At 60.9% G+C, this 24,167-nt stretch carries 21 protein-coding genes; 17 read left to right on the plus strand and 4 right to left on the minus strand.

What is annotated here, in order from left to right:
- Positions 1-50 precede the first annotated feature (50 nt).
- The 12 genes from argS (at position 51) to ASC90_RS04710 (ending at position 13,853) form a co-directional block, all read left to right on the plus strand.
- Complete coding sequence (gene argS, locus ASC90_RS04655; RefSeq protein ID WP_056536033.1) at positions 51-1,808, plus strand: arginine--tRNA ligase; 1,758 nt, start codon at positions 51-53, stop codon at positions 1,806-1,808.
- Between the two features lie 58 nt (positions 1,809-1,866).
- Positions 1,867-4,758: an SPOR domain-containing protein gene (locus ASC90_RS04660; protein WP_056536036.1), complete on the plus strand. Its 2,892-nt coding sequence runs from the start codon at positions 1,867-1,869 to the stop codon at positions 4,756-4,758.
- Positions 4,759-4,864: 106 nt separating this feature from the next.
- A complete protein-coding gene (gene nagZ, locus ASC90_RS04665) occupies positions 4,865-5,878 on the plus strand; it encodes a beta-N-acetylhexosaminidase (protein ID WP_056536040.1) in 1,014 nt (337 codons plus the stop codon).
- Between the two features lie 20 nt (positions 5,879-5,898).
- Positions 5,899-6,759, plus strand: a complete 861-nt coding sequence (locus ASC90_RS04670; RefSeq protein WP_056536043.1) for a ScpA family protein — start codon at positions 5,899-5,901, stop codon at positions 6,757-6,759.
- Entirely contained in the window at positions 6,756-7,472 is a 717-nt protein-coding gene (scpB, locus tag ASC90_RS04675; RefSeq protein WP_056536046.1) for an SMC-Scp complex subunit ScpB, read from the plus strand. The genes ASC90_RS04670 and scpB overlap by 4 nt, the downstream gene beginning before the upstream one ends.
- A 170-nt stretch (positions 7,473-7,642) precedes the next feature.
- Positions 7,643-7,837 (plus strand): twin-arginine translocase TatA/TatE family subunit, encoded by a 195-nt coding sequence (locus ASC90_RS04680; protein WP_056536049.1) that lies wholly within the window; start codon positions 7,643-7,645, stop codon positions 7,835-7,837.
- 48 nt (positions 7,838-7,885) lie between these two features.
- Positions 7,886-8,518 (plus strand): Sec-independent protein translocase protein TatB, encoded by a 633-nt coding sequence (gene tatB / locus ASC90_RS04685; protein WP_056536052.1) that lies wholly within the window; start codon positions 7,886-7,888, stop codon positions 8,516-8,518.
- Positions 8,515-9,342, plus strand: a complete 828-nt coding sequence (gene tatC / locus ASC90_RS04690; RefSeq protein ID WP_056536055.1) for a twin-arginine translocase subunit TatC — start codon at positions 8,515-8,517, stop codon at positions 9,340-9,342. The genes tatB and tatC overlap by 4 nt, the downstream gene beginning before the upstream one ends.
- Positions 9,343-9,437: 95 nt before the next feature.
- Complete coding sequence (gene serS, locus ASC90_RS04695; RefSeq protein WP_056536061.1) at positions 9,438-10,721, plus strand: serine--tRNA ligase; 1,284 nt, start codon at positions 9,438-9,440, stop codon at positions 10,719-10,721.
- A gap of 4 nt (positions 10,722-10,725) precedes the next feature.
- The gene (gene surE / locus ASC90_RS04700) at positions 10,726-11,493 is read left to right on the plus strand and encodes a 5'/3'-nucleotidase SurE (RefSeq protein WP_056536064.1); all 768 of its coding nucleotides are present in this window, start codon (positions 10,726-10,728) and stop codon (positions 11,491-11,493) included.
- 5 nt (positions 11,494-11,498) lie between these two features.
- On the plus strand, positions 11,499-12,152 hold the full coding sequence (locus ASC90_RS04705) for a protein-L-isoaspartate(D-aspartate) O-methyltransferase (RefSeq protein ID WP_056536067.1): 654 nt from the start codon (positions 11,499-11,501) through the stop codon (positions 12,150-12,152).
- Between the two features lie 132 nt (positions 12,153-12,284).
- Positions 12,285-13,853: a peptidoglycan DD-metalloendopeptidase family protein gene (locus ASC90_RS04710; protein WP_056536070.1), complete on the plus strand. Its 1,569-nt coding sequence runs from the start codon at positions 12,285-12,287 to the stop codon at positions 13,851-13,853.
- A 74-nt stretch (positions 13,854-13,927) separates the two neighbouring features.
- On the opposite strand, the gene ASC90_RS04715 is transcribed toward ASC90_RS04710, so the two are convergent.
- A complete protein-coding gene (locus tag ASC90_RS04715) occupies positions 13,928-14,800 on the minus strand; it encodes an ATP-binding protein (RefSeq protein WP_056536072.1) in 873 nt (290 codons plus the stop codon).
- A 210-nt stretch (positions 14,801-15,010) separates the two neighbouring features.
- Here ASC90_RS04715 and yajC point away from each other — a divergent pair, with 210 nt between their 5' ends.
- From yajC to ASC90_RS04740, 5 genes are all read left to right on the plus strand, one after another.
- Entirely contained in the window at positions 15,011-15,358 is a 348-nt protein-coding gene (gene yajC / locus ASC90_RS04720; protein WP_056536075.1) for a preprotein translocase subunit YajC, read from the plus strand.
- Between the two features lie 45 nt (positions 15,359-15,403).
- Entirely contained in the window at positions 15,404-17,965 is a 2,562-nt protein-coding gene (gene secDF / locus ASC90_RS04725) for a protein translocase subunit SecDF (protein WP_056536077.1), read from the plus strand.
- Between the two features lie 4 nt (positions 17,966-17,969).
- Positions 17,970-18,356 carry an Mth938-like domain-containing protein gene (locus ASC90_RS04730; RefSeq protein WP_056536080.1) on the plus strand — a complete coding sequence of 129 codons (387 nt, stop codon included), beginning with the start codon at positions 17,970-17,972 and terminating at the stop codon, positions 18,354-18,356.
- 2 nt (positions 18,357-18,358) lie between these two features.
- Positions 18,359-19,210, plus strand: coding sequence for a phytoene/squalene synthase family protein (locus ASC90_RS04735; protein WP_056536084.1), 852 nt, complete (start codon positions 18,359-18,361; stop codon positions 19,208-19,210).
- Between the two features lie 71 nt (positions 19,211-19,281).
- The gene (locus ASC90_RS04740) at positions 19,282-19,749 is read left to right on the plus strand and encodes a hypothetical protein (protein WP_056536198.1); all 468 of its coding nucleotides are present in this window, start codon (positions 19,282-19,284) and stop codon (positions 19,747-19,749) included.
- Positions 19,750-19,820: 71 nt separating this feature from the next.
- Here ASC90_RS04740 and trmFO read toward each other — a convergent pair whose 3' ends face one another.
- From trmFO to ASC90_RS04755, 3 genes are all read right to left on the minus strand, one after another.
- Positions 19,821-21,254 (minus strand): methylenetetrahydrofolate--tRNA-(uracil(54)-C(5))-methyltransferase (FADH(2)-oxidizing) TrmFO, encoded by a 1,434-nt coding sequence (gene trmFO / locus ASC90_RS04745; protein WP_056536087.1) that lies wholly within the window; start codon positions 21,252-21,254, stop codon positions 19,821-19,823.
- A gap of 88 nt (positions 21,255-21,342) precedes the next feature.
- On the minus strand, positions 21,343-23,415 hold the full coding sequence (locus ASC90_RS04750; RefSeq protein WP_056536092.1) for a pyridoxamine 5'-phosphate oxidase family protein: 2,073 nt from the start codon (positions 23,413-23,415) through the stop codon (positions 21,343-21,345).
- 51 nt (positions 23,416-23,466) lie between these two features.
- Positions 23,467-24,084, minus strand: a complete 618-nt coding sequence (locus tag ASC90_RS04755; protein ID WP_056536096.1) for a glutathione S-transferase — start codon at positions 24,082-24,084, stop codon at positions 23,467-23,469.
- Positions 24,085-24,167 lie beyond the last annotated feature (83 nt).

Genomic DNA, 24,167 nt, shown 5'->3' on the forward strand with positions numbered 1-24,167 from the left:
GAAATGACCGGCAAATGCCCTTGTGGCACGGCTATGCATGGAAGAGCGCAATGAACCTTTTTACCGATTTCGAAGCCAGGATTAAAGCCGCCCTTGAACAGATCGATCTGGTCAGGGAAAAGCGATCCGAGCTGGATTTCGGTCGTATCGCCATCGAGCCGCCGCGCGACTCGAGCCACGGCGATGTGGCGACGAACGCCGCGATGGTGCTTGCAAAGCCCCTTGGCACGAATCCTCGTAACTTGGCCGAAGTGATCTCCGCGAAACTGAAGGAAGATGCCGACATCGCGGACGTCTCGGCCGCGGGCCCCGGATTCATCAATATCAAGCTCGCCGTCGGCTACTGGCAGCGCCTGCTCGCTTCGATGATCGAGGCCGGTAACGACTATGGACGCTCGACCCTCGGCTCCGGCAAGAGCGTCAACGTCGAATATGTATCCGCCAATCCGACCGGCCCTATGCATGTCGGTCATTGCCGTGGCGCCGTTGTCGGCGACGCGCTGGCCAATCTGCTGGCATTTGCCGGCTACGATGTGGTCAAGGAATACTACATCAACGACGCCGGCTCCCAGATCGATGTTCTGGCTCGCTCGGTGTTCCTGCGCTATCGCGAGGCGCTCGGTGAGAAGATCGGCGAGATTCCGTCCGGTCTCTATCCCGGCGATTACCTTGTTCCGGTCGGCCGGTCACTGGCCAGTGACTACGGCGTGCGGCTGCACAACATGCCGGAAGACCAGTGGATGCCGATCGTCAAGGATCGCACCATCGACGCGATGATGGTGATGATACGCGAGGACCTCGACGCGCTGAATGTCCACCACGACGTGTTCTTTTCCGAGCGTACGCTGCACGCGCACGGCGCAGCGGCGATCCGCACCGCGATCAATGATCTGACCTTCAAGGGGTACGTCTACAAGGGCGCGCTTCCCCCGCCGAAGGGGCAGGTGCCGGAGGATTGGGAAGATCGCGAGCAGACGCTGTTTCGCTCCACGGAAGTCGGTGACGATATGGATCGTCCGCTCATCAAGTCGGATGGCTCCTACACATACTTCGCGGCTGACGTCGCGTACTTCAAGAACAAGTACGATCGCGGCTTCAACGAGATGATCTATGTGCTCGGCGCCGACCATGGTGGCTACGTCAAGCGTCTGGAAGCGGTTGCGCGCGGTGTGTCCGAAGGGAAGGCGAAGTTGACGGTGCTGCTTTGCCAGCTCGTGAAGCTGTTCCGCGACGGCGAACCCGTGAAGATGTCGAAGCGCTCCGGCGACTTCGTGACACTCCGCGAAGTGGTCGACGAGGTCGGTCGCGATTCGGTGCGTTTCATGATGCTCTATCGGAAAAGTTCGGAGCCTCTGGATTTCGATTTCGCCAAAGTAACGGAGCAGTCGAAAGACAACCCGGTATTCTACGTGCAGTACGCGCATGCCCGCTGCATGTCGGTGTTCCGGCAGGCGAAGGAAGCATTTCCGGACCTCGATGTTTCACCAGAAAACCTTGCAAAAACAGTGGCCGGCATCTCCGATCCCGCAGAATTGCAACTGGTCGCGAAGGCCGCTGAATTCCCGCGGCTTGTCGAGTCTGCGGCACAGTCCCAGGAGCCGCATCGGGTCGCATTTTACCTCTATGATCTGGCAAGTTCTTTTCACGCTCACTGGAATAAAGGCAAAGAACAAGTCGACTTACGATTTATTAACGATAAGAACCGAGAATCGAGTATAGCCAGACTAGGGCTGGTGTACGCCGTTGCGTCGGTTTTGAAGTCGGGACTTGCTATTGCAGGGACCGCTGCGCCGGAAGAGATGCGGTAGCGTCACCATTTACCCACAATGCTCTGGCATAAACCTTTGCGTTTGCGAGTGGATGAGTATGGCAGATAAACAGCGGGCGTATGACACGCGTAAGAATGCGGACCTCTTTGCTGACGACGATCCTTTGGCGGAACTGGCGCGCATTGTTGGCTTCGAGCCACGAGTGGCAGCCAATACGGTTGCTGACGCGCCCCGGCATGAGCCGGCTTTCAATCTTGAGGATGAGTTGCTGCGCGAATTCGAGCGCTACGATGCACCTCAGGATTCCGTTTCCTTTGATCACTCTGCCGAGCCTGTTTTCGAGCAGCCAATGGCTTATGCTGGACCGGTCTTTGAGGCTGCCGACGAGCCTGATTTGGCGGCGTTCGAGGTTGACGATGTTGGCGAGCCTGCTGCGGTCGCGGCATCTGAAGCCGAGCCTCAACCCGAAGTTCATCATGTGCTGGCTGCCGCTGATTGGACCGCGAACTCCCTGCGCCAGACTGAGCCAGTTTCCGGTGGTGCGCGCGATCTGATCGAGGAGCTTGAACTTTCGATCAGCTCAGCACCTGCACCGGCTGCCAAGGCGCCGCAGTGGTCGGCTGCCAGCATTCGGTTGCCGATCGCCAATTTTCATCCCGCGCGTCGCGATCCGTTACCTGTTTTTGTGCCCGAGGCCGTGGCGGTTGCGCCGGAGCCTGCCGTCGAATTCGAGGCGCCTGTAGCTTCTGGTTTTCCAGCTGAAATCGACCGCCACGAAGAACCTGAGATCGTCCCGGAATTGGCCTCTGTAGTGGCCCCGGAAGTCGCCGTTGACGAACCGTTCGTCGATCACGTGGCCTTCGATTTGGCTGCCGCCGCAAAGGATGGCACGATTCACGCCGATGCCGCGTTGACGGAAGCGGCGCCCAGTGAAGGCGACGATCTTGCGTTTGATTTCGATGACCTTCTCGCCGACGTGGCTCACTATCCGGTACCCGAGCGTGAGGCGCCGTCGAAGGATCAAATTCCTGAGCCGACGTTTGCGCCGCAGTCGGTCCTCAATGCTCATGTGGCCCCCCCAGCGCCCCTGCCGGTCGTCGTTGCCAAGGCTGAACCGGAAGCGGAAGATCCTTTCGCCGGCCATGATTTCGAGCTTGATCTCGAAGGCATCGAGTTGGAGCTTGCCGATCTCGACTTCGCCGAACCGGTGAAAATGCGTTTGGCTGAAGAGGTTCAGCCGACGCACGCAGCGCCGATCGCTGCCATCTTGCCCGCGCCCGCGCCCGCGCCACGTCAACCACCCGTGGCGCCGGCCGCAACTTATGATGCGCCCGTGCATGCCTCGCGCGTCGAAGCGCCCCCAGCGTTTACGGCGGATGCAGGCGACGAGCTGCCGTTCGATCCGTCAATGATCTCGGATGCGGAATACCATCCCGAGGCCGTCGAGGAAATGCACGTTCCGGCCCTGCCACCGGTCGAGCAGCCGCAGGCCATCACGGCGACCTCCGATTTCGATTTCGACGTCGATGTCGAAATTGCGAACTTGCTTACGCCTGCAAAGTCCGCGGAGATATCGCAGCCAGTTGGCGAAGAGTGGCGCGCTCGCGCGCCGATTTCCGTTGCTCCGGCAACACCTGCTGCGGTGAAGCAGGCTCAGCCACAAGGCTTGGACGAGTTCGAACGGGCGCTGGAGGAAGATTTCCGCCGCAGCGTCAGCGAGCCGGTACAACGCCGGGACAATGTTTCCCAGGTTCAGATTCAGTCTGCCAGCGACGCCGAGGACATGAGCCGCGCACGCTCGATGAAGCGCATGTTGGCAGCTGCCGCTGTGATCGTCGTCTTTGGCGGAGCATCTTACGCCGGCTATTCGTTCCTGGCCCGCGACGGCGGCCTGGGAATTGCTTCCGGTGAACCCCGCGTGATTACAGCGGACAAGGACCCGGTCAAGGTCGTGCCGGAGAATCCGGGTGGCAAGACCGTGCCGAACCAGGACAAGGCAGTCTATGACAGCGTCGGGGGCGCTACAGCGCAGGAGCCGAAGCAGAAGGCGCTGGTTTCGAGCGACGAGCAGCCCGTCGACGTCGTGCAGCGCACGCTGACCCCTGAAACACTGCCGGAAGACAACGATGGCGATATGGCGACGCCACCGATGGCGACGCCTGTTGGCGAGACTGAGGATCCGCGGCTGTTGCCGAACCAAGATACGGCTGGCGCGGTCGATGAGGACGCGAGTGACGCGAACCGGGCTCCTGCGGTTTCTGCACGCAAGGTTCGCACGATGATCGTCAAGCCGGACGGCACTCTGGTTGCTCGCGAGGAACCGGCTGCGGAAACAGAAGCGACACTGCCGAAACCGACGACTGTTCAGACACAGAAGATCACGCCGGACACCAAGCCCGCGACCGGATCTGCTGCGGCCTTCCCGGCTGCGGGACAGGTATCGTCCGCCGATATCCGCTCCACACCGGTTGAGGAAACCACGCCGACGGCAGCGCAGGCGCCTGCGGAAAATGCCCTCGCCAAAGCTGCTGCGGCAACGCCTGCCAACGTCAATCCTCCGGTCCGCGCTGTGAAGAGCTCGACGGTTAGCGACGTGGCACCGATGCCGGCGACACGTCCGCTGGAGCCGGCGGCAAATACTGCGGCTACCGAAACGCCCGTCGCGCCAACGCAGCAAAAGCCGAAGGAAGTCGCGGCAGTTCCGACTGCCACGGCAACCGAGGCAAAGCCGACTGCAGCCGCGCCTGGAGGTTATGGCGTACAGATCGCTTCGCTTCCCTCGGAAGAGGAAGCCAAGAAGTCCTATGCAAGTCTGTCGAAGAAGTTTGCTAGCGTGCTTGCCGGGCGTAGCTACGAGATCCGGAAGGCCGAGATCGCAGGGAAGGGGACATACTATCGCCTCCGCATTCCGGCCGGCTCCAAGGACGAGGCTGCGGCGATCTGCGAGAAGTATCGCGCCGCCGGTGGCAGTTGCCTGATCTCGAAGTAGCGTTCACAGCGAATGAACAGAGCGGCGGGGCAATGTCCCGCCGCTTTTTTTGTGAACGGCGGTTGACGCGCCTCGCAATTCGGCCGCGCACCTCTATGATTCGGGTATGACCGAATCAAAAGCGATGATCCTGGGCTGTAGCGGCCTTTCCCTGACCTCGGAAGAAAAGGCGTTCTACAGGGCCGAGCGGCCCTGGGGCTTCATTCTCTTCGGACGAAACATTTCCGAACGGCAGCAGATTGCGGATCTTGTTGCCGAAATGCGTGAGAGCGTCGGCTGGCATGCGCCGGTGCTGATCGATCAGGAGGGCGGGCGCGTGCAGCGAATCCGGCCGCCGATTTTTCAGCACTATCCTTCCGGGCAGCAGCTTGGCGACCTCTACCGTCAAGACAGGGAGCAGGGAACCCGCGCCGCGTGGTTGATGTCGCGTCTGCACGCGTTCGATCTGTCCAGTCTAGGCATTAACGTTGATTGCCTCCCCGTGCTCGATGTGCCGGTCGAAGGCAGCAGCAACGTCATCGGCAACCGCGCCTATGGTAGCGATCCCGCAACGGTTACTGCCATGGGCAGGGCTGCCGCCGAAGGTCTGAAAGCCGGTGGTCTTCTTCCGGTCATGAAACACATGCCTGGCCACGGCAGGGGATTTGCGGATTCCCACCACGAACTGCCGGTTGTCACCGTTGCGCGCGAAGATCTGGAAGCTCACGACTTCCCACCTTTCGTGGCGATGAGGGACGAGCTGATGGCCATGACCTGCCATGTCGTCTTCGCCGCAATCGATCCAGACAACCCGGCCACAACCTCCCGCAAGGTTGTGGACGGCATCATTCGCGAATGGATTGGCTTCAACGGCCTGCTGCTCTCTGATGATACATCGATGAACGCATTGGCCGGATCGATCGGTGAGCGCGCGGCGAACATCATCGCGGGCGGATGTGATATCGTGTTGCATTGCAACGGTCACATGAACGAGATGGAACAGGTGGTTGCCAACGTTCCGGCACTGCAGGCGAAATCGCTTGCGCGTGCCCGGGCCGTGGAGACGGGCTTTCCGCTGCCGGACGCGGCCGCAGAGGATGAAATCCGCGCCGAGTTCGACACGATGTTCGCAACCGTCTGATCACGAAAGGAGCGGCCAGGGTGAGCACGATCAAGGGCACGGAACGGTCCCAAGCGACGGCAACGCCGATGGATAAGTTGTGGCAGGACAATGGCGCCGAACGCGCCAGCAACGACCCGGCACTGCTGATCGATGTTGCGGGCTTCGAAGGCCCGCTCGACCTTCTGCTTTATCTCGCCCGCAACCAGAAGGTCGATCTGTCGCGCATCTCCGTTCTTGCGCTTGCGGAGCAATATCTGCAGTTCATCGAAAGCGCCCGACGCATCCGCATCGAACTGGCCGCTGACTACCTGGTGATGGCCGCGTGGCTTGCCTATCTCAAATCGCGCCTGCTGATCCCCCAGCAAGCCAAGGACGACGGACCCTCGGGCGAGGAGATGGCTGCGACACTTGCCTTCCGTCTGAAGCGTCTCGAGGCGATGCGGGAGGCGGCGGGTGGGCTGGTCAATCGAAACCGCCTCGGCCGCGATATCTTTGTCCGTGGAGCGCCGGAGCACATTCCGGACAGGCAGCAATCCTCCTATCAGGCGAGCCTTTACGACCTTCTGACGGCCTATGCGTCGCTCCGCCAGCGGCAGGCGGTCACGCAGGTGACGATCGCCCGCAGAAATGTTTGGTCGTTGACGGAGGCACGCGAACTCCTGACGCGCATGATCGGCGAGATCAGGGACTGGACCGCTCTGGAGCAGCATCTTGTCCACTACATGGCGTCGCCGGAAGACCGCGTGACCGCAATTGCCAGTGCCTTCGCGGCATCTCTGGAACTCGTGCGTGAGGGCAAAATGGAGATCCGCCAGGATGGAGCCTTCCAGCCGCTTTATATGCGACGCGGGCCCAAGCATGCGACCTTGCAGCTCGTCGAACAGGAGCGACCGGCTTGAGCGATCTCGAAGACGTCAATATCGACGAGCAAGAAGCTCCGGACTCGGTGGACGATAGCCGCGCCGAGACAGAGGCCGAGCGCATCGCCGAGGCCTTGGTATTTGCGTCTGCTCAACCCGTGTCTGAAGGCTTTATCGCCGATCGTCTGCCGCGCGCATTCAATGTCCGCGCTATCATGCTGCGGCTGAAGGAGCAGTATGCGCATCGCGGCGTCAATTTGATGCAGGTCGACGATGCCTGGGCATTCCGGACCGCCGCAGACCTTTCCTTCGTCATTCGCCGTGACGACAATGAGGTGAGGAAGCTTTCGCGCGCCGCTCTGGAGGTTCTTGCGATCATCGCCTATCACCAGCCTGTGACCCGCGCCGAGATCGAGGATATCCGCGGAGTGCAAACCTCTCGCGGAACGCTCGATGTTCTGATGGAGGCAGGTTGGGTTCGTTTCCGTGGGCGCCGGCGCACGCCGGGAAGGCCCGTCACGCTTGGCACCACCCGCGACTTTCTCGACCACTTCGGTCTGGAGGAATTGCGCGACCTGCCTGGTCTGGAAGAGTTGAAGGGCGCGGGCCTGCTTTCCGGTCGCGTCCCCGCCAATTTCAATATACCGTCACCGATGATGAGCGACGAATTGGCCGAGGACGAAGATCCAATAACCCAGATGGATCTGGAGGAACTCGGCTTGCTGGCGCCTGGCGGCGCATCGGAGGAGTAGCGGCCTTGTTTCGCCGATCAAAACAATGCTTATCAAAATTTTGAAGTCCAAATGACTTGTCACAACGGCCGATCCCGTGACATTAAGCGTCAACCAACGGGGAATTTAGATGTTGGAATTGATGTCGGAAATTCTTACATCAAGGGATATCGCAACAGGGAGTTAGCGTAATGGGTTCTTTTAGCATGTGGCACTGGCTTATCGTTCTGGCCATCGTGCTGTTGTTGTTCGGTCGCGGCAAGATTCCTGAACTGATGGGTGACGTAGCCAAGGGCATCAAGAGCTTCAAGAAGGGGATGACCGACGACGAAGCCGCCGACACAGCAAGCAAGACCGTCGATCACAAGGCCGACGAGACCAAGTAATAGCGTCCGGGCAACGCCGCCCCCGCGTTTCCCGCCCAGGAGCCTTGTATGTTCGATATTGGCTGGACCGAGCTGCTTGTCATCGCGGTCGTACTGATTGTGGTGGTCGGTCCCAAGGATCTGCCGCCAATGCTTCGTGCGTTCGGCAAGATGATGCAGCGTGCCCGCAAGGTCGCGGGCGAGTTTCGTGCGCAGTTCGATGAAGCGTTGCGCGAGGCCGATCTCGACGATGTGCGTCAGACCCTGACCGACGCGCAGAAGCTGAACCCCGTTAACAGCCTGCGCGAAGCTATGAACCCGCTTCGTCAGATGGGCAACGAGATCAAGGCCGACTTGCAGAAGGCGACGACGGTAGAAAACAAGACCGAAGTGCCGGCGGCTGCCATGCAGGCTCCCGAGCCTGCTATGAGCCTGCCGGAAACGCCTCCAGTCATGTCGTCTCCGACGCCTCAGCCGGCCACGTCCGCAGATCTGCCAGGGGTAGCCACCACGGAGAAGCCGAAAGCTGTTCGCAAGCCGCGCGCCAAAGCCGCAGACAAAGCGGATGCTGTTGCTGCCATTGCTGTAGCACCGGCCGAAAAACCCCGGCGGGGACAGGCAAAGACGGCACCCAAGCCGACAGCCGCCGCCAAAGCCGCCCCGAAGAAGACGGCAGCAAAGAAAAAGAAGGATGAGGCATGAGCGGTGAAATCGAAGACAAGCCGCAGCCTCTGATCGAGCATCTGATGGAGTTGCGCACGCGGCTGATGTGGTCCATCGGCGCGTTCTTCGTCGCTTTCATCGTCTGCTTCATCTTTGCCAAGCATCTCTTCAACGTTCTGGTCTATCCGTACAAGTGGGCGGTTGTTTGGGCGCATCTCGATGTATCGAAGGCGCAGCTTATCTACACGGCGCCTCAGGAATTTTTCTTCACCCAGGTCAAAGTCGCCATGTTCGGTGGCCTGGTGATCGCTTTCCCCATCATTGCCGGACAGCTCTATAAGTTCGTCGCGCCGGGCCTCTACAAGAACGAGCGTGCTGCCTTCCTGCCGTTCCTGGTGGCGTCGCCGGTGCTGTTCCTGATGGGTGCCTCGCTGGTCTACTTTTTCTTCACGCCAATGGTCATGTGGTTCTTCCTGACCATGCAGCAGGCGCCCGGAGAAGGCGACGTCGCCATTTCGCTGCTGCCGAAGGTCTCGGAATATCTCAGCCTGATCATGACGCTGGTCTTTTCCTTTGGACTGGTGTTCCAGCTTCCGGTGATCACGACATTGCTGGCGCGGGTGGGAATACTGACGTCCGACTGGTTGCGCGAGAAGCGCAAGTTCGCGATCGTGCTTGCCTTCGTCGTCGCGGCGGTGCTCACGCCGCCTGATCCGATGTCCCAGATCGGCCTTGCGCTGCCGACGATCATTCTCTACGAGATTGCCATCTACGCAGCGCGACTCGTTGAGCGCCAGCGTGCCCGTGAGGCGGTCAAGGAGGCTGACGGGTCTTCGGATGTTTCCAAGACGGACAACGACTGAGCGACACCGCGATCTCTCCTTGAAACTTCCCAATTCCGGTCGAGGCCCGGTCAGGCTTTGGCCGGGTCACCTTTTTGAAACGACCTGGAACGACGATGCTCGATATCAAATGGATCCGTGAGAATCCCGAAGCGCTTGACGCAGCCCTTGCCAAGCGTGGTGCCGAGCCTTTGTCCGCAGGCCTGATCGCCCTTGACGAGAAGCGGCGCTCGGCAGTCCAGAAGGTGCAGGACATGCAGTCCCGCCGCAACACGGTCTCCAAGGAGATCGGTGCGGCAATGGCGCAGAAGAACAGCGAGCTTGCCGAGCAGCTCAAGGCCGAGGTCGCAGACCTCAAGGTCTTGCTTCCGAGCGCCGAGGAAGAGGACCGCCAGTTCAGCGACGAGCTCAACGACGCCCTTTCGCGCATTCCGAACATCCCGCATGACGACGTGCCTGTCGGCAAGGACGAGCACGACAATGTCGTCACCCGCACGACCGGCGACAAGCCGCGCTGGAACCATACGCCGAAGGAACACTTCGCGATCGGCGAAGCGCTGGGCTACATGGATTTCGAGCGTGCCGCCAAGCTCTCCGGCTCGCGCTTCACGGTGCTGACCGGCCCGCTCGCCCGGCTGGAACGGGCTCTCGGCCAGTTCATGATCGATCTGCATACCCGCGAACACGGCTATACCGAGGTCAGCTCGCCGCTGATGGTACGCGACGAGGCGGTCTTCGGCGTGGGGCAGCTGCCGAAATTCGCCGAGGACATGTTTCGCACGACGGATGGCCGCTGGCTGATCCCGACCGCCGAGGTGACGCTCACCAACCTGGTGCGAGAGGAAATCCTCGATCAGGAAAAGCTGCCGCTGCGCTTCACCGCGCTGACGCCGTCCTTCCGCTCGGAAGCAGGCTCGGCCGGACGCGACACGCGCGGCATGTTGCGCCAGCACCAGTTCTGGAAGTGCGAGCTGGTCTCGATCACCGACGCCGAGAGCTCACTTGCCGAGCACGAGCGGATGACGGCGTGTGCCGAGGAGGTGCTGAAGCGCCTCGGCCTGCATTTCCGCACGATGACGCTCTGCACCGGCGACATGGGCTTCGGCTCACGCAAGACCTACGACCTTGAGGTCTGGCTACCCGGTCAGAACACGTATCGCGAAATCTCGTCCTGCTCCGTCTGCGGCGATTTCCAGGCGCGGCGCATGAATGCTCGCTATCGCGGCAAGGATGACAAGGCGATAAGATTCGTTCACACCCTGAACGGCTCCGGCACGGCCGTCGGCCGCTGCCTGATCGCCGTTCTGGAAAACTACCTGAACGAAGATGGGTCGGTGACCATTCCCGATGCGCTGTTGCCTTATATGGGCGGCCTGAAGAAGATCGAACGGGCGGCCTGAACCGATGCGCATCCTGCTCACCAACGACGACGGCATTCACGCAGAAGGCCTTGCGGCGCTGGAGCGGATTGCGCGCAGGCTCTCCGACGACGTCTGGATCGTTGCACCTGAGACCGACCAGAGCGGCCTTGCTCATTCCCTGAGCCTGTCGGAACCGCTTCGCCTGCGCAGGATTTCCGACAAGCATTTCGCACTGCGCGGTACACCGACCGATTGTGTCATCATGGGTATCAAGCAGGTCATGGACACCAAGCCGGACCTGGTGCTTTCCGGCGTCAATTCTGGTTCGAACGTCGCCGACGACGTGACCTATTCAGGAACAATCGCGGGCGCAATCGAAGGCACGATGCACGGGGTTCGTTCATTTGCGTTAAGCCAGGCCTACCAACACGTAGACGGCGCTCGCATGCTTCCATGGGAAGTCTGTGAGGCGCATGCGCCTGCGCTTCTCGACAGGCTGATGGCGCTCGATTTGCCGGAAGGCACCTTCCTCAATCTCAACTTCCCCAGTTGTCGGGCGGAGGAGGTTGAGGGCGTCGAGGTCACCGCGCAGGGCAAGCTTGCTTTCAACCTGCAGGTCGATGCAAGGGCCGACGGCCGCGGCGTTCCCTACTACTGGCTCAAGTTCGGCGAGCGCGCCGGAGCCTTCGCCGAGGGCACTGATATTCACGCTCTCAAGCATCGCAAGATTTCGGTAACACCTTTGAAACTGGATCTGACTGATTATTCCGTTCAGGACCGCGTGGCGCGGGCGCTTTCGGGTACGGAGTAAACCGCGTGACGGCACGTTTGTTGGAGAAGGAAGGGTTCGCGGCGCTCGTTCTGAGGCTGCGTGCCGAAGGCGTATCGGACATTGACCTGCTGACGGCGGTCGAGCAGACCCCGCGCTCGCTTTTCGTGCCGGCGCAATTCGTGGAGCAGGCTTATTCCAGCCGCACGATCCCCATCGAGTGCGGTTCGTTCCTGGAGGGCGTCGATCTGGCGGTGCGCATCCTGCATCACCTGAAGATCAAGCCGGGTCAGCGCGTACTCGAGGTGGGGACCGGCAGCGGTTTCATGTCCGCCGTCATGGCACGATTGGCCGAACGCGTCCTGACGATCGACCGCTACAAGACACTGACGACAAATGCCCAGCGTCGCATGGAATCACTCGGCCTTCGCAACATCATCATCCGCCAGGCCGACGGCAGTGGCGGAATGCAGGGAGACGGAACCTTCGACCGCATTCTGGTGACGGCCGCCTTTAATTCCATGCCTCGATTCTACACGGATCAGCTGGTTTCAGGTGGTTCGATGATTGCGCCGTTGATGATCTCTGAGACCGAATGCCGCCTGGTGCGTCTGACGAAGACAGGCAGCCGCTTTGAGCGCGAGGAGCTTTTCGACGTTCCTTACCTGCCGATCGTAGCCCGTGTCGCGTCGCAGCTCTGACCACCGCGGCGGTGCGGCTATGGTTATCAATCTCTCAAAAAAATCGCTTCGATTTCCCTGCTTTAACCGCGTGGTAATACTAACGCGCTTTAATAAACCTACAAATGGTTGCGTTATTCAGTGGGTCGAGTCATGCGTTTCAGTCTTTCGCCTAAGTTCGGGAAGTCTGCCAGTAATGTCCTGATAACGGCTTTCCTGGCGAGTGCGGCAACGGGATGTAGTTCCGATGTGACGCGTTTCGGTGGCCTGTTCTCTGCGTCCGGTCAAGACCAGATGACGACCAATTCCATTCCACGAAGAAACACGAGTGGCCTGCGCGGCGATCCTGTGCCACAGGCGGATATGGCGCAGGCTGGCTATTCGACGGACAATCAGGCGATGGCCCAGTCCTATCCGGCAACACAACCGAACTACGGAGCTTCCAGCGCCCGCATGGCGTCCGCGCCGGTTTCCGTCCAGCGCTCCGAACTTTCGGCTCCGTCCGCGATCGCTCCGGCCCGCGAAAGGCAGGTCGCTCTAGCTCAGCCCTTCCCGGCCGCTACCGCGCCGCAGAAGCCGGCGCAGGTGCTTGTGGCGCCGAAGGCGAACGCCGATGGGATCGTGACGGGGACTACACCGAAGGTGTCGGGCTGGTCGTCGACAAATGCGCCGTCCGTCACGCTTCGTCCGGGTGAGAGCGTCGCGACGCTTGCAAGACGCTATGGGGTTCCCGAAAAGGAAATCCTTCGCGCCAACGGCTTGAAGACAACGGCCGCCGCCAAGCCGGGGCAGATCATCCTGATCCCGACCTATAACGGAGGCAATGCCGCCAAGGCTTCCGCCCAGGCAGCCGATCTCTCCAGGGATGGGCAGGCCCCGCAGCCGGGCAAGCAGCAGGAACAGAACGTCGCTGTTGTTCCTGGTGCCAACTCTGCTCGGGATAAGTCCATGGCAAGTCCCGATGCCACCGGTAAGATTCCTGCCGGAACGGGCAAGGGACCGAAGGGCGCTGGCGGCACCTATGTCGTCAAGGCAGGTGACTCGCTTGCCAAGATCGCCAAGGCAACCGGCAACAGCATTGATGACCTGAAGGCCGCCAACAATCTCTCGGCCGGGTCCATTCGCATCGGCCAGGAACTGGACATTCCGAACGGTTCCGGCTCCCAGGACGGAGTGAAGACGGCATCCATCTCGCCCAAAGTCGAGCATAAGTCAGTCGTAGAGCCCGCCGCGGCAACGACGACAATTGCCGCACAGCCGGCAACCTATAAAGCGCCTGTGGCGACCGAAACCGTCGGCGACGCCGCCAAGAAGGAGGTTGCTTCGGTCGCCCCGGAAGCAACGGGCATTTCGAAGTATCGCTGGCCGGTTCGCGGAGCAGTCATCGCTGCCTACGGCGCCAACGTCAACGGTAGCCGCAACGACGGCATCGACATCTCGGTTCCACAGGGTACCGCGATCAAAGCCGCTGAAAACGGGGTTGTCATCTATGCCGGCAACGGCCTGAAGGAGCTCGGCAATACGGTCCTCGTCCGACACGACGACGGCACTGTGACCGTCTACGGCAACGCCGACACACTGAGCGTCGCCCGTGGCCAGAAGATCCAGCGCGGTCAGACTGTTGCGGTCTCGGGCATGAGTGGCAATGTTAAGCAGCCGCAGGTCCATTTCGAAGTCCGCAAGGACGCGACCCCGGTCAATCCGATTACGTTCCTCGAGTAGGTAGTGCGTCTCGAGGACTGCTCAAAAGCCCGGCCGATGCCGGGCTTTTGTCGTTTTGGTTAGTGCTATCGGCGTCAGTCGCGATCGAGGACGATGCGCATCCGCCCCGCGAGGTCCTGGATGTACTGCCAGGCCACGCGTCCCGAGCGGGCACCGCGCGTGGTCGCCCACTCCAGGGCCTCAGCGTGCATTTTTTCGCGGTCTTGGATGAGTTTGAAGTGGTCGGCATAGCCGTCGATCATCTTGAGGTAGTCGTCCTGGCTGCACTTGTGGAATCCGAGCCAGAGACCGAAACGATCAGACAGCGAGACCTTTTCTTCCACCGCCTCGGATGGATTGATCGCCGTCGACTGCTCGTTCTCCATCATGTTGCGGGGGAGCAGGTGCCGCCGGTTCGAGGTTGCGTAGAACAGCACGTTGTCCGGCCGGCCCTCGATCCCGCCGTCGAGGGCAGCTTTCAGCGACTTGTAGGCCGTATCGTCATGATCGAACGAGAGGTCGTCGCAGAATAAGATGATGCGATGCGGCGTGTCCTTCAGCAGGTCGAGCAGGGTTGGCAGGCTGGCGATATCCTCGCGGTGGACCTCGACAAGCTTGAGCGAGACGCCGCTTTCCAGCCGAACATCCTCATGCACGGCCTTGACCAGCGAGGATTTGCCCATGCCGCGCGCGCCCCACAGCAACACATTGTTGGCGGGATAGCCCTCGGCAAAGCGCACCGTGTTTTCGTGCAGGATGTCGCGCACGTGATCGACGCCCCGGATGAGCGTCAACGCGACCCGGTTCGGCCGCGCAACCGGCTGAAGATACAGGCGGGCAGGGGACCAGACAAAGCAGTCTGCAGCGTCCCAGTCGTTGATCGCCGGCGCAGGACCTGCAAGTCGCTCGACGGCATAAGTAAGGCGACGCAGCTCGGCCAGAATCACGCCGTTGATGTCCTCAGCCATGACCAGTCCTCCGGAATGTTGATTGCAGCGGTATCCACTTCACGTTTCGCTGCGAGGTAGCATGGCCTTTTGCCAGCGGAAAGGCTAATAGGCAGCTGAATCGGTACGGTTTCCGGCTGTTTCTGTTGCATTCGCAATGACCATAATTATAGTCCGGCCACCCGAGAAAAAGGCGGAGTTCCGCCTCCGGAAAGTTTTGAGGAGTTTAACATGTTCGTCACCCCGGCATTCGCCCAGGCTGCAACCGACACCGCTGCGTCGCCGTTCGGCTCGGGCTTTGAAATGATCATCCTGTTTGTGCCGCTGATGGTCGTCTGGTATTTCCTGCTGATCCGTCCGCAGCGCGCGCAGGCAAAGAAGCGTGATGAGACGTTGAAGGCGATCCGCCGCGGCGACCAGATCGTTACGGGCGGTGGTCTTGTCGGTAAGGTAACCAAGGTTGTTGACGACAAGGAAGTCGAAGTGGAAATTGCCGACGGCGTCCGCGTCCGCATTGTCCGCACCGGCATCACGGAAGTTCGCGTCAAGGGCGAGCCAGTCAAAGCTGACGCTGCATAACAAAGCTAGCTACCCCACGAACCGGATCGGAATAGTCGAGAGAAAATGTTTCGTTTTTCCCGCTTGAAGACCGTTCTGATCTGGATCGTTGTACTGGTGGCCGTGTTGCTCGCGGCCTCCAACCTCCTTTCTGAAAAGCAGCTTTCGCTTTTTCCTTCATGGCTGCCGCACAATCGCATCGCGCTTGGGCCCGATTTGCAGGGCGGTTCGCACCTGCTCTTCAAGGTCGAGCGGGCTGATGTCGTTAAGGAGCGGCTGGAAAGCACGGTCGGCGATATTCGCGCCAGATTGCGCAAGGCGAACATCCGCTACACCGGCCTGACCGGAAATGATCGTACCGTCACTGTCAAGATCACTGATGCCGGCCAGGTTCAGGCCGCGACTGATGCCCTGAAAGAGCTGACGTCAGCGACGGCGAGTGGCTTGTTTGGAGGATCGACGCAGAATGTGATCCTGCAGCAGGCCGACGATGGCCAACTGACGCTGCAGATTTCCGACGCCAGCATCGCGAGCGGGATTGCTGCTGCGCAAGAACAGTCGCTCGAAGTGGTCCGCAAGCGGGTTGCGGCGCTCGGAGCCTCCGATTTTGCCGTACGGCCGATCGGTTCGGATCGCATTGATGTTCAGGTTCTGGGTTCTGTTGATGTCGAACGCCTGAAGAACATTCTGAGCGAGCCGGCCAAACTGTCGGTGCGCATGCTCGATGAGAGCATGTCCGGGCAGGATGCGTTGAGCGGACGGTGGCCTGCCACCTCGGAGGTGCTGTATTCGCTGGACGATCCGCCGGTTCCCTATCTTGTCGACCGCACGGATTTCGTCACCGGCAAAAACATCGTGGACGTGCAATCAAGCGTCGATGCCGAGACGCAGGCCGTCTCGATCAGCTACAAGCTCGACGCCGCGGGCACCGAGCGCCTGGCACAGATGACCCGACAGAATATTGGTCGCCACCTTGCGATCCTGTTCGATGATCAGGTGATGGCCGCACCACTCATCAGTGCGCCGATCCTTGGTGGTTCCGGGAGTATTCCAGTCAGTTTCACTGAGGAGGGTGCGCAGGACCTGGCGCTGATGCTGCGCACCGGGGCTCTTCCCGCAACCCTGACGACCGTGGAAGAGCGATCGATAAGTCCTGCTCTAGGGCTGGAATCCACGCGCGCCGGCTTGCTTTCGGCAGCCGTTGCGGCGCTTCTCGTCGTCGGTCTGATGTTCGCTTTCTATCGAGGGTTGGGCGTTATTGCTGCGCTGTCGCTGGTTCTCAATCTCGTCCTGATCTTTGCAGTGTTGAGCCTGATCGGAGCCACGCTGACACTGCCGGGTATTGCCGGCATCGTGTTGACCATCGGCATGGCGGTCGACGCCAACGTGCTGATCTACGAACGTATACGCGAGGAAGCCAAAACCGGAAGGCCGTTTTCAGAGGCGGTCGAGAGCGGTTTCTCAAGAGCGTTCATGACGATCTTTGATGCGAACGTGACGATCTTCATTGCCTCGGTGATCCTTTACTATCTCGGCAACGAGGCTGTCCGCGGCTTCGCGGTAACGCTCGCGGCCGGTATTTTGACTACGGTGTTCACCGCCTTCACGCTCACGCGCTGGATCGTCGTGACCTGGCTTCACAGGCGCCACCCCAGGCATCTTCCCAAAGACGTCCACACCGGTATCTTCGATCGCGCCAACATCCGTTTCATGGGCATCCGACGCTATACCTTCACGGTGTCGGCTGCGCTGTCGATCGCCGCGATGTTGGCCTTTGCCATGCTCGGCACAAATCTCGGGGTCGATTTCGCGGGCGGCTCGCTTGTCGAGGTCAAGGCAAAACAAGGTGCTGCCGATCCAGCCGATATTCGCGCGCGCCTGGGTGATTTGAACATCGGCGATATCGACGCTGATCGGCTTGGCGACGCCTCGCTCGCGGTGATCCGCATTCAGGCTCAGGGCGGCGGCGAGAACGCCGAGCAGTCGGCGATGACGCTTGTTCGCGATGAACTGGGAGACGACTATGATTTCCGCCGTGTCGAAGTGGTCGGCCCTGCGGTTTCGTGGGAGCTGACCAGGGCTGCCACCCTCGGTGTCCTTGCCTCGCTCGCGGTTATCCTCGTCTACATCTGGATGCGCTTCGCGTGGCAATTTGCCGTCGGCGCTGTGATTGCCGCGCTGCATGACATCATCCTAACGCTTGGCCTGTTCGTCGTCACCGGAATGGAGTTCAACGTCACCAGCATCGCGGCTATTCTAACAGTGGTCGGCTATTCGCTGAACGACACCGTTGTCGTCTATGATCGCATGCGCGAGAACCTGAAGCGATACCGGAAGATGCCGCTGCCGATCCTCATTGACGCCTCCATCAACCAGACGCTGTCGCGCACCGTTCTGACCGCGGCAACAACATTGCTCGCGCTTGCCGCGCTCTGCCTGTTCGGTGGCGAAATCATTCGCCCATTCGCCTTCGTGATGCTGTTCGGCGTTGCCGTCGGCACTTTTTCCTCCATCTACATCGCAGCGCCCGTGCTGATTGTGTTCAAGCTCCGGCCGGACGTGCTCGACAACGATCCAGACAAGAAAGTGACGGAACCGGATGCAAGATCCGGCAATCCGGCAGTGTAAGAACATGGCAAGAGGCATAGAAATCCGCGAGGCCCATTTTCCCGGCCGCGCACCAATCGATACGTATGGCAATGGCGGCTTTCGGTTCGCGGACATGTCCCATCGCGGCTCGATCATGTGCCTGCCGTCGGGTATCTACGGCTGGGACATGGATATGACCAAGCCGCTGTCCATCGAGAATTTCCAGAAGGTCCTCGATGAGGCCGCGCAGATCGAGTTCCTGCTGTTGGGAACCGGCACGGAGATGCGTCCGATACCGCCCGATCTCAAGGCGGCGCTGAGGGCTGCAGGTATTTCTTCCGACCCGATGAACACCGGCGCGGCGGTGCGGACCTTCAACATCATGCTCCTTGAATCGCGTGCCGTTGCGGCGGCAATGATCGCGGTCTGAACATGGCAGATCGATCTGCGACGAACCAGGACATCAGCCTGGCAATGCTGCGTGACAGTGACCGTGACCGGTATCTCGCGTGTATCCTGTCACCGGAGGACAAGCGTGGCGCTCTGGCCGCGCTCTATGCCTTCAATGCAGAGATTGCGCGCATCCGCGATCTGGTTCACGAACCGCTCCCCGGCGAAGTCCGCATGCAGTACTGGCGCGATCTTCTGGAAGGCAATGCGCACGGCTCCACGCAGGCTAATCCTCTCGCCTCGGCGCTGCTGTCGGCCATCGAGGATCATCGCCTGCCGCGGCAAACGCTTGTAAACATGATCGATGCCCGTATCTTCGACCTTTATGATGACCCGATGGAGACGCGTACATCGCTGGAAGGCTATGCCGGTGAGACGGCCTCAGCGCTGATCCAGCTTGCAAGCCTGGTGCTGGCGCCCGCAGAGGCATCAAAATCAGCCGAAGCTGCGGGACACGCAGGCGTCGCGCAGGCGATTGCAGGGCTGCTGCTCCTGATGCCGCTCCACCGCCATCGCGGCCAGGTTTACCTTCCGCTCGAGATTCTCTCCGCGACCGGCCTCGATCGCGAGGCGTTCCTGGCCGGGGACGACAAGCTGCGCGTGTCCGCCGCGATCGAGGCGTTTGCCGGGCTGGGTCGCGACCATCTCGCAAAGGCAAGAGCGGCCATCATTTCGCCGCTCGTGTTTCCCGCGTTTCTGCCGGTCGTGCAGGCTGGCTCCGTTCTGGTCGATGCCCAAAGGATGGGCGCGGCCATCTTCGAGCGGTCGCCCCAACTCCCGCAATGGCGTCGCCAGATCAGCATGGTGCTCGCTCTCATGCGCAAGAAAATCTGACGGTGTTCAAACTCGCGCAAGGCCCGCGTACTATGAAGGGTGCTGGAGCTACGTCTTGAATGGAAAACAACGTGAGCATTATCGTCTGGTGCGTTATATTCGCTGTCGTCATCGCCATTGCGTTTGCAGCAACCAGAATGGCTGCGCAAAACAAGGAAGAGGGACTGCATGATACCGGACTGGCGATCATTGAGTTCAACCGTGCATTTCCGAACGAAGCGATCCGCCAGCTCCAGGCAACGGCAAACGGCCTGGCCGTGTTTGTCCGCCTGCACGACAACAAGGCGGGTTTCATGCGCAGCCTGCAGCGCCACTATGCTTGCCACGTCATTCAGCCGGGCAGGGTGAGGGTTCTGAGTTCCCAAACAGGCAAGGGGCTGAGCATCGAGTTCCTCGATGCGCCTCATCACAACGGCGCCTTCGAGTTCACATCCGCCAGGGAGGCATCAGAGGTTTCGCTTTGGCTACTGGGCAATTATATCGCGGAACCGGACAAGGAACTGCCACCTGCCAACCCGACTGCGGCGAACCGCCATTAACCCGCCACGGCCGATCAGCAGCTGAGCCGATGGATTTTCGGCAGATACGGACCTATCCGCCGCCTCTGCCATCACGCTGATTCAGCCAGCGGCATCGTCTGGCCGAGCCAGTCGGCGCAATCGGCAAGCGCGCGTTTGGCGATCAGTTGCCGCTTCATGATCGTTTTGTCCTTGCCGCGGAAGCGTTTTACGCCTTCCGGCTTGACGATCGAGCCCGGCTCAAGCTCCGGGAACAAACCGAAATTGATGTTCATCGGCTGGAACGAGCGCTTGCCCGGCTCCTCGTCGGTGACAAGATGGCCGCCGGTGATATGCGCGAGCAGCGCGCCAAGCGCCGTCGTCGCAGGCGGCAGCGACACGGCTTCACCCTTGCGCTCGGCAGCGGCAAACCGGCCGGCCAAAAGGCCGACGCTTGCGCTTTCGACATAGCCTTCGCACCCAGTGATCTGGCCGGCGAAGCGCAGGCCCGGCCGCGATTTCAGCGTCAGCGAGTGGTCTAACAGCGTCGGTGAATTGATATAGGTGTTGCGATGCAGGCCGCCGAGACGCGCGAATTCGGCATTCTGCAAGCCGGGAATCATCCGGAAGATATCCGCCTGCGCGCCATATTTCAGCTTCGTCTGGAAGCCGACCATGTTGTAAAGCGTGCCCAGCGCATTATCCTGGCGCAACTGCACGACCGCATAGGCCTTCACTGTAGGGTTGTGCTCATTGGTCAGCCCCATAGGCTTCATCGGACCGTGACGCAGCGTTTCGCGTCCGCGCTCGGCCATGATCTCGATCGGCAGGCAACCATCGAAATAGGGCGTACCTTCCCATTCCTTGAAGCCGACGGTATCGCCGTCGATCAGAGCGCTGACAAAGGCGTTGTACTGATCTTCATCCATCGGGCAGTTGATGTAGTCCTTGCCGGTGCCGCCCGGGCCGACCTTGTCGTAGCGCGACTGATACCAGCAGATGTCCATGTCGATGCTCTCGCGGTAAACGATCGGAGCGATGGCATCGAAGAAAGCGAGTGCATCGGCGCCGGTCTCCGCCTGGATGGCGCTTGCGAGCGAAGGAGCGGTCAGGGGGCCGGTCGCGACGATGGCCAGATCCCATTCCTTTGGCGGTAGGCCGGTGATTTCCTCGCGGACGACGGTGATGAGGGGGTGATTGTCGATTTCCCTGGTCACGGCGTCCGAAAAACCGTCGCGGTCAACGGCGAGCGCACCGCCGGCCGGCACTTGGTGCCTGTCGGCGCAAGCCATGATCAGCGAGCCGGCAAGACGCATCTCGGCGTGGATGACGCCGACCGCATTGCTGGTCGCATCATCCGAGCGAAACGAGTTGGAGCACACAAGCTCGGCCAGATGGTCGGTCTTGTGGGCATCCGTCCCGCGAACGCCGCGCATCTCGTGCAGGATCACCGGCACGCCGGCACTTGCGATTTGCCAGGCGGCTTCCGAGCCGGCGAGCCCGCCGCCGACCACGTGGATGGGAGAGTGAGAAGAGGTCTTGTTCATGCGCGGCTGATTATCACGCCCGGCCGAGACAGGAAACCGAAGAATTGACGCCGCACGCCTGTCACGCCCGCGAGGCAACTCAACTCGGTTAGAGATCAAGCTCCAGCCGCGACCCTTCTCCGCCTGCAGCCGGGACTGAGCAGCAGATCAGGGCTTCATCGTCGGCAACATCGGCCGTCGGCACCTTGATATAGGCGACGGCGCCAGCCAGCACCTTCGTTCGGCAGCTTCCGCAGTTGCCGAGGCGGCAGCTGAATTCCGGTTGCAGGCCGCGGGCTTCCGCAAATTCCAGCAGTGTGCCGCTGCCGGGTTCCCAGCGCGCTTCCTTGCCAGACTGCATGAAATAGACCGGCACCGCCGTATCCGCTGCCGGCCTGGATGGCGTGGTCTCCACGGCGGCTTCAGAGGTGCGCGAAACGGAGGCCGCGCCGAAGGCCTCGGCATGGATGCGGCCATCGGCAATATTCAGGCCGCGCAGTCCGTTATAGACCGACTGCATGAAGCCCGACGGGCCGCAAAGATAGAAATCGTAGTCGTTGAACGGTAGCACCGCAGTCAGCAACGCCGTGTCGACACGGCCCTGCCTTTCGTAGTCTTCGCCAGGGACTGCCCCGGTTGTGTCCCCAAGCAACCGAACGAGTCTCACAACTCCGCCCGAGGCCGCGACGAGCGACTGGATTTCTGCGTTAAACGCACGCTCTGCCTTGCTGTGTGCCGAGTAGATAAGCCAGGTAGGCCGTATCCGGCGCTTGCGGAGCCCCTCGTAGACGATGTGCCGAAGCATGGCGAGCAGCGGCGTAATCCCGATGCCTGCAGCCAGCAGCACAGCGGGACGCGTTTCCGCTGCGTCGATTGTGAACGCGCCCGCCGGCGCCCGCGCCTCGATGATGTCGCCGGGCCGAATGGTGTCGTGCAGATGCGTCGAGACCAGCCCCTCGCGTTTAACGCTCAGGCGGTAGGTGCTGTCGGAGGGCGCGGCCGAAAGCGTGTAGGTTCGAACAGCCGGTACCGCTGAGCCTTCCGGCTTGACGCGGATCGGCAGATGCTGTCCGGCAAGGTGCGCCGGCAGGCCGGCTTCATCGGCAGGTTCGAGGTAGAACGAGCGCACGTTTGTGCTCTCCTGAACGACCTTCGCGACGCCGAGCGGACGCCAGCTTCTCGATAGCTCGGCGGCGCGGATCCGGCTTGCGGCTTCGTTCCAGTTACCTGTCATTAACGAGTTGGGCGATTGGCCGCCGGTACGTGAATGCCACCGCAATGCCAGCGCATCCGGCCGGTAGACGATGTGCCTCGGCCGAAAGCGCCAGAGGCGCTCGGCACCTTGGAAGGCGGCGATCTCCGGCGAATCGAGGATCACCTCGGCGTCGCCCGACAATTGCAGCACATCGCCGCTCTCGAAATCGGCAAAGACCAGCCCTGCTTGAGAGTTGCCAAGAATGTTGCCAAGCGTGTTGAAGAAGAGATTTCCGGCAAAGTCCGGTATTGTCATCACGCCATCGTCGCCGATGCGCACGAAGCCCGGTTTTCCGCCGCGATGAGAGACGTCGACCTGTCGTTCACCGTTCTCCCGATCCATGTAGGAGGCGACAAAGAAGGTATCCGCCCCCGCTATCATTTCCGCCGCGCGTCCGCCAAGGCCGGCAAGAGTAGTCGCAGCTTGCCGTGTGGGCTGTGTGGCTTCTCGCGCGAAGGTGAAATCACGCAGCTGGATATATTGCGGACAGTTCCCGTAAGCCTGGCCCACATGCACGTCGAAGCCGCTAGAGCCTGTTCGGCCAATCGTGCCGTTCAACCGATTTCGCCGGCGGGTATGGAGCTCAATGCCCAGCATGGCGATGGCGTCGCCATTCTCCATGCCCTGATCAGCCGGATCGTTTGTGTCCCGCGGAAGGTTCACGCTCAGCGTCTCCGGATCCGGGCTTTGTAGAAAGCCCGGATTGTTGGCACGCAGCGTCGCCCAGGCGTTGCCTTCGGCGTCCACCGTCCCGAGCACGATGAACGGCAGCTGCGGGTAGAACTGCCGGTGCTGGTCGATCAAATGGTTGCGCAATACGTGTCGGCCCACCTCGTCCATGCGTCTGGCAACGCCGACCTTCTCTTGCAGGGCGATCTCGCCAGCGTGCCAGGGCGAGTTGGGTTCCGGTTTCCAGTTCTCGGGCATGACTTGCTCCTTGGTGAAGCGTCTTCATCCGCTTCGAAAGCCCAATTTACGTCAGGCGGCGTCTTCGATCCCGACGGCCGTTTTCTTGAAGGGCACAAAACCCGGCAGGGCCTCGATTCGCCGCAGCCACGCCGTTACATTGCCGTAGCCGAAACGGTCGACGTTTCCTTCGGGTGCGCGGGCGATGTAGCCGTAGAGCGCGACGTCGGCGATCGTCGGCTGACCCGTTGCAATCCAGTCGCGGTCGGCAAGCTGGGCATCCAGCAGTTTGAGAATGCGATGTGCACGCGCGATGACCTCGGCGGTATCGAACTTGGCTCCGAAGACGGTCACGAGGCGGGCGGCGGCCGGTCCGTAGGCGACCTCGCCTGCGGCGACCGACAGCCACCGTTGCACAGCGGCAGCGCCCGCCGCATCGTCCGGCAGCCAGCCCTCCGATGCATACTTCTTGGCGAGATAGACCAGGATCGCGTTCGAATCGGCGATGATCGTGTCGCCGTCCTCAAGCACTGGAACCTGGCCGAAGGGATTGAGGGCAAGGAAGGATGGGCTTTTGTTCTCACCTGCAGCGAGATCGACCTCCACGATATCCGCCTTGGCGCCGATCAACGACAGGAAGAGGCGGGGGCGATGAGCATGGCCCGAAAGAGGATGAATATAGAGCTTCATGGATCTGATCTCCGTTGGAACTGACCGAAATCTAATTGTTTCCTTCGTCGTGTGGAATTATGGTTGTTAGAAAGAGACTGTTT

The organism is Rhizobium sp. Root1220 (assembly GCF_001426265.1).
Classification (GTDB): domain Bacteria; phylum Pseudomonadota; class Alphaproteobacteria; order Rhizobiales; family Rhizobiaceae; genus Rhizobium.

Bases quoted from the DNA above. Each gene is read 5' to 3' on its own strand.
- argS (WP_056536033.1), top strand. From the start codon at position 51: ATGAACCTTTTTACCGATTTCGAAGCCAGGATTAAAGCCGCCCTTGAA.
- ASC90_RS04660 (WP_056536036.1), top strand. From the start codon at position 1,867: ATGGCAGATAAACAGCGGGCGTATGACACGCGTAAGAATGCGGACCTC.
- nagZ (WP_056536040.1), top strand. From the start codon at position 4,865: ATGACCGAATCAAAAGCGATGATCCTGGGCTGTAGCGGCCTTTCCCTG.
- ASC90_RS04680 (WP_056536049.1), top strand. From the start codon at position 7,643: ATGGGTTCTTTTAGCATGTGGCACTGGCTTATCGTTCTGGCCATCGTG.
- tatB (WP_056536052.1), top strand. From the start codon at position 7,886: ATGTTCGATATTGGCTGGACCGAGCTGCTTGTCATCGCGGTCGTACTG.
- tatC (WP_056536055.1), top strand. From the start codon at position 8,515: ATGAGCGGTGAAATCGAAGACAAGCCGCAGCCTCTGATCGAGCATCTG.
- serS (WP_056536061.1), top strand. From the start codon at position 9,438: ATGCTCGATATCAAATGGATCCGTGAGAATCCCGAAGCGCTTGACGCA.
- surE (WP_056536064.1), top strand. From the start codon at position 10,726: ATGCGCATCCTGCTCACCAACGACGACGGCATTCACGCAGAAGGCCTT.
- ASC90_RS04710 (WP_056536070.1), top strand. From the start codon at position 12,285: ATGCGTTTCAGTCTTTCGCCTAAGTTCGGGAAGTCTGCCAGTAATGTC.
- ASC90_RS04715 (WP_056536072.1), bottom strand. From the start codon at position 14,800: ATGGCTGAGGACATCAACGGCGTGATTCTGGCCGAGCTGCGTCGCCTT.
- yajC (WP_056536075.1), top strand. From the start codon at position 15,011: ATGTTCGTCACCCCGGCATTCGCCCAGGCTGCAACCGACACCGCTGCG.
- secDF (WP_056536077.1), top strand. From the start codon at position 15,404: ATGTTTCGTTTTTCCCGCTTGAAGACCGTTCTGATCTGGATCGTTGTA.
- ASC90_RS04730 (WP_056536080.1), top strand. From the start codon at position 17,970: ATGGCAAGAGGCATAGAAATCCGCGAGGCCCATTTTCCCGGCCGCGCA.
- ASC90_RS04735 (WP_056536084.1), top strand. From the start codon at position 18,359: ATGGCAGATCGATCTGCGACGAACCAGGACATCAGCCTGGCAATGCTG.
- trmFO (WP_056536087.1), bottom strand. From the start codon at position 21,254: ATGAACAAGACCTCTTCTCACTCTCCCATCCACGTGGTCGGCGGCGGG.
- ASC90_RS04750 (WP_056536092.1), bottom strand. From the start codon at position 23,415: ATGCCCGAGAACTGGAAACCGGAACCCAACTCGCCCTGGCACGCTGGC.
- ASC90_RS04755 (WP_056536096.1), bottom strand. From the start codon at position 24,084: ATGAAGCTCTATATTCATCCTCTTTCGGGCCATGCTCATCGCCCCCGC.